Genomic DNA, 4,201 nt, shown 5'->3' with positions numbered 1-4,201 from the left:
CAGGCATCAAACAAAGCCGAAAGCCTCATGCGAAAGCATGAGGCTTTTTGCGTTGTATCTTCCTGAAACACCGCAAGCACTCCCCCTTCGTATACGGTAAACTAGCCCTGTTTTTGCATCAGGATAGCGTGAATGAATCTCTCCCTTAAGCCGTGGAATACCTTTGGTATCGAGCATAATGCCCGTCGCATCGTATGCGCCGAGAATACCCAACAACTGCTGGAAGCCTGGCAGAGTGCAGTAGAGCAGCAGCAACCGGTGCTAATCCTTGGAGAGGGCAGTAATGTGCTTTTCCTGGAGGATTTTGCCGGAACCGTCATCATCAATCGCATCAAAGGCATCACGATTAGTGAAGAGGCTGATGCATGGCTTCTGCATGTTGGCGCCGGTGAGAATTGGCATCAGCTTGTGCAATTCACGCTTGAACGCGGAATGCCGGGTCTGGAAAATCTCGCGCTGATCCCAGGCTGCACGGGATCCTCACCTATCCAGAATATCGGGGCGTATGGCGTTGAGCTGCAGCGTGTCTGCGATTATGTCGACTGCGTTGAGCTAAGCAGTGGCAAACAACAGCGGTTAAGCGCAAAAGAGTGCCGTTTCGGCTACCGCGACAGCATATTCAAGCATGAGTATCAGGATCGCGTTGCGATCACTGCCGTAGGATTGCGTCTGGCTAAAGCGTGGCAACCGGTACTCACCTATGGGGACCTCACCCGGCTTGATCCTGCGACCGTAACACCGCAGCAGGTCTTTGATGCCGTCTGTCATATGCGTACCAGCAAACTGCCGGACCCGAAAGTGTATGGTAACGCGGGTAGCTTCTTCAAAAATCCGGTGATCACGGCTGAACAGGCGGTTGCTCTGCTGGCTGCTCATCCTCATGCTCCCCACTATCCACAGGCCGATGGCTCGGTAAAACTGGCCGCCGGTTGGCTGATCGATCAATGTCAGTTGAAAGGGACATCAACAGGCGGTGCTGCCGTTCATCACTTACAGGCTCTGGTGCTCATTAATGCAGATAGGGCGACAAGTGATGATGTGGTTCAGCTTGCCCATTTAGTGCGCCAGCGCGTCGGCGAAAAATTTAACGTCTGGCTGGAGCCAGAGGTGCGCTTTATTGGCCATGCCGGTGAGGTGAATGCCGTGGAGGTTATTGCGTGAAAGATAATACTATCCCATTGACGCTTATCTCGCTTCTGGCTGACGGCGAGTTTCACTCCGGTGAACAGCTTGGCGAGAGCCTGGGTATGAGCCGGGCTGCAATTAATAAACATATACAGACGCTCCGGGACTGGGGTGTGGATGTGTTTACCGTGCCGGGGAAAGGCTACAGCCTTCCTGAACCTATTCAACTGTTGGATGAGACATTCATCCGTCGTGAAGTTGCGCAAGGCAGTGTGGCTGTATTGCCTGTCATTGACTCCACAAACCAGTATTTGCTCGATCGTCTTGCCGGATTGCAGTCAGGCGATGCCTGTGTCGCTGAGTATCAGCAGGCAGGCCGTGGACGCCGTGGCCGGAAATGGATTTCGCCCTTTGGGGCCAATCTCTATATCTCCATGTACTGGCGTCTTGAACAAGGCCCCGCTGCCGCTATCGGCTTAAGCCTGGTTATTGGCATCGTTATGACTGAAGTATTACGCGACTTGGGTGCTGACCAGGTGCGCGTTAAATGGCCTAACGATCTTTATCTCAACGATCGCAAACTTGCCGGTATCCTCGTTGAATTGACAGGTAAAACAGGCGATGCAGCGCAGATCGTAATCGGCGCCGGTGTCAATCTGGCCATGCGTAATGCGCAGGCGGGTGACATCAATCAGGGCTGGATTAACCTGCAGGAAGCGGGCGTGCGTATCGACCGCAACGTTCTTGCTGCACGGCTTATCACTGAGTTACGCAGCGCACTGCACTGCTTTGAACAAGAGGGGCTCACGCCTTTTCTTAGCCGCTGGGAAGTGCTGGATAATTTTATTAACCGTCCGGTTAAATTGATTATTGGCGAGAAAGAGATCTTCGGTATCTCTCGCGGCATCGATTCGCAGGGGGCATTATTGCTCGAGCAGGATGGCGTAGTTAAACCCTGGGTTGGTGGGGAAATATCGCTACGCAGCGCGGAATAACGGCAAGGGAGCAGAGATGCTCCCTTTTTTATTACTTACGCAGACGCACTTCTTCAACAGCATGATTAGCACTTTTGGTCATAATCAGGCTTGCTCGCTCGCGCGTTGGAAGGATATTTTCTTTAAGATTTAATCCGTTAATTTCTTTCCACAGCGATTGCGCAATCTCGACGGCTTCCTCTTTCGATAATTTCGCATAGTTATGGAAATAAGAATCGGGATTGGTAAAAGCGCCTTCACGGAATTTCAGGAAGCGATTGATATACCAGTTCTGCAGCAGCTCCTCAGGCGCGTCGACATATATTGAAAAATCGACAAAGTCAGAGACAAATACATGATGCGGGTCATGAGGATAATCCATACCGCTTTGCAGTACATTCAACCCTTCAAGAATCAGAATATCGGGCTGAGCAACCGTCTTGTCGCCATCCGGAATAACATCATAAATCAGGTGCGAATAGACCGGCGCGGTGACATTGGTCACCCCTGATTTGATATCTGACACGAATTTCACAAGGCGATGCATATCATAGGATTGCGGAAAGCCTTTCTTCTTCATCAGACCGCGATCTTTCAACACCTGGTTTGGATGCAAAAAACCATCGGTAGTAATGAGTTCAACGCGACGATGCTCGGGCCAGCGGCTCAACAAGGCTTGCAGCACACGTGCCGTGGTGCTTTTACCTACCGCCACGCTTCCGGCAATGCTGATGATATAAGGAATGCGCTGCCCATTAGTGCCAAGGAATTGTTCAAGCACGGCCTGACGGCGCAAGTTGGAGCTGATATAGAAATTGAGTAAACGGGAAAGAGGGAGATAAATTTCCGCCACTTCTTCTAAAGAAAGGTCTTCATTAATGCCTTTTAATCTCGCGATTTCGCCCTCGGTCAGGGTCATAGGAACCGAAGCACGAAGGGCAGCCCACTGGCTGCGATTAAACTGTAGGTAGGGCGTCATTAACGTTTGCTCTTTTTTACTCATACGCTTTTATCAGCCTGCCATGGCTCTCTGCGGTGCGCCCGGCGGCGCGCAACGAGAGCATCTCTTTAGATAATGCTATGGCTCGGCGTTATTAAATAAGTGGGAACAATGGGCAGGAGGTTAACACCAGATGACAGTGAATAATATGAAAAATCACGCTCCGGAGAGTGTTTCCCACACATCGCTCATGCCTATTAAGATGGATCCTTAAATAGGCAATGTAATCAAAGGGGATGAGGGGACCTTTTGGCACAGCCAATTCGCGAGCAGAAATGGTGGTTTTTTCCACGGTGTTGCATGAAATTACAGCATTTATTCGTGTTGTCGTGCAAAATGTGAGCGATAGAGCATTTTGTGCAATTTTTTTGTTGCATCCCTCCGCAGGTCTCCCTAGAATGCGCGCTACTTGATGCCGACTTAGCTCAGTAGGTAGAGCAACTGACTTGTAATCAGTAGGTCACCAGTTCGATTCCGGTAGTCGGCACCATCAAGTCCGGTGGGGTTCCCGAGCGGCCAAAGGGAGCAGACTGTAAATCTGCCGTCACAGACTTCGAAGGTTCGAATCCTTCCCCCACCACCATTTTCGGTTACGCTAAAACGTAACCTGAGTTGGTGTCAGTAGTGAATCAGCTCTCAGGGAGAGAATCTTCTCCCGGCAATACAGAAGCACTGGGTAGCCGAGTTTCAGGATGCGGGCATCGTATAATGGCTATTACCTCAGCCTTCCAAGCTGATGATGCGGGTTCGATTCCCGCTGCCCGCTCCAGACGTGCTGATATGGCTCAGTTGGTAGAGCGCACCCTTGGTAAGGGTGAGGTCCCCAGTTCGACTCTGGGTATCAGCACCACTTCACTTCTCCTTCCTGGTTTCTCTTCTGTTATTTAGCATTCAACGAGTCGGGCATGTTGCCTGGTTGATGTGGTGATATCACCGATTTATCCGTGTCTTAGAGGGACAATCGATGTCTAAAGAAAAGTTTGAACGTACAAAACCGCACGTTAACGTCGGTACTATCGGCCACGTTGACCATGGTAAAACAACGCTGACTGCTGCAATCACTACCGTACTGGCTAAGACCTACGGCGGTGCTGCTCGCGCA

4 protein-coding genes and 4 tRNA genes are annotated in these 4,201 nt (G+C 50.8%); 7 read left to right on the top strand and 1 reads right to left on the bottom strand.

Annotation, left to right across the window (positions count from 1 at the left end):
- The first annotated feature begins 132 nt into the window (after nucleotides 1–132).
- Both murB and birA read left to right on the top strand, forming a co-directional pair.
- Nucleotides 133–1,161 carry a UDP-N-acetylmuramate dehydrogenase gene (murB, locus tag IAE48_RS23870; protein ID WP_200135761.1) on the top strand — a complete coding sequence of 343 codons (1,029 nt, stop codon included), beginning with the start codon at nucleotides 133–135 and terminating at the stop codon, nucleotides 1,159–1,161.
- Complete coding sequence (birA, locus tag IAE48_RS23865; RefSeq protein ID WP_094419089.1) at nucleotides 1,158–2,120, top strand: bifunctional biotin--[acetyl-CoA-carboxylase] ligase/biotin operon repressor BirA; 963 nt, start codon at nucleotides 1,158–1,160, stop codon at nucleotides 2,118–2,120. Before murB ends, birA begins: the two co-directional genes overlap by 4 nt.
- 31 nt (nucleotides 2,121–2,151) lie before the next feature.
- Here the strand turns inward: birA and coaA are convergent, their stop codons facing one another.
- Nucleotides 2,152–3,102 carry a type I pantothenate kinase gene (gene coaA / locus IAE48_RS23860; RefSeq protein ID WP_034812588.1) on the bottom strand — a complete coding sequence of 317 codons (951 nt, stop codon included), beginning with the start codon at nucleotides 3,100–3,102 and terminating at the stop codon, nucleotides 2,152–2,154.
- 411 nt (nucleotides 3,103–3,513) lie between these two features.
- On the opposite strand from coaA, the gene IAE48_RS23855 reads away from it, so the two are divergent.
- From IAE48_RS23855 to IAE48_RS23835, 5 genes are all read left to right on the top strand, one after another.
- A tRNA-Thr gene (locus IAE48_RS23855) sits at nucleotides 3,514–3,589 on the top strand.
- 8 nt (nucleotides 3,590–3,597) lie between these two features.
- Nucleotides 3,598–3,682, top strand: a tRNA-Tyr gene (locus IAE48_RS23850).
- 111 nt (nucleotides 3,683–3,793) lie between these two features.
- Nucleotides 3,794–3,868 (top strand) — tRNA-Gly (locus tag IAE48_RS23845).
- A gap of 5 nt (nucleotides 3,869–3,873) precedes the next feature.
- A tRNA-Thr gene (locus tag IAE48_RS23840) sits at nucleotides 3,874–3,949 on the top strand.
- Between the two features lie 114 nt (nucleotides 3,950–4,063).
- The coding region (locus tag IAE48_RS23835; RefSeq protein ID WP_023204020.1) for a GTP-binding protein at nucleotides 4,064–4,201 on the top strand (138 nt) is incomplete at its 3' end.

This window comes from Kosakonia sp. S57, from assembly GCF_016516575.1.
Classification (GTDB): domain Bacteria; phylum Pseudomonadota; class Gammaproteobacteria; order Enterobacterales; family Enterobacteriaceae; genus Kosakonia; species Kosakonia cowanii.
The sequence above is the reverse complement of the archived record's forward strand: the minus strand, read 5'-3'. Positions and strand labels throughout refer to the sequence as shown.

Coding starts and splice junctions, on each gene's coding strand:
- murB (WP_200135761.1), top strand. CDS start 133: ATGAATCTCTCCCTTAAGCCGTGGAATACCTTTGGTATCGAGCATAAT.
- coaA (WP_034812588.1), bottom strand. CDS start 3,102: ATGAGTAAAAAAGAGCAAACGTTAATGACGCCCTACCTACAGTTTAAT.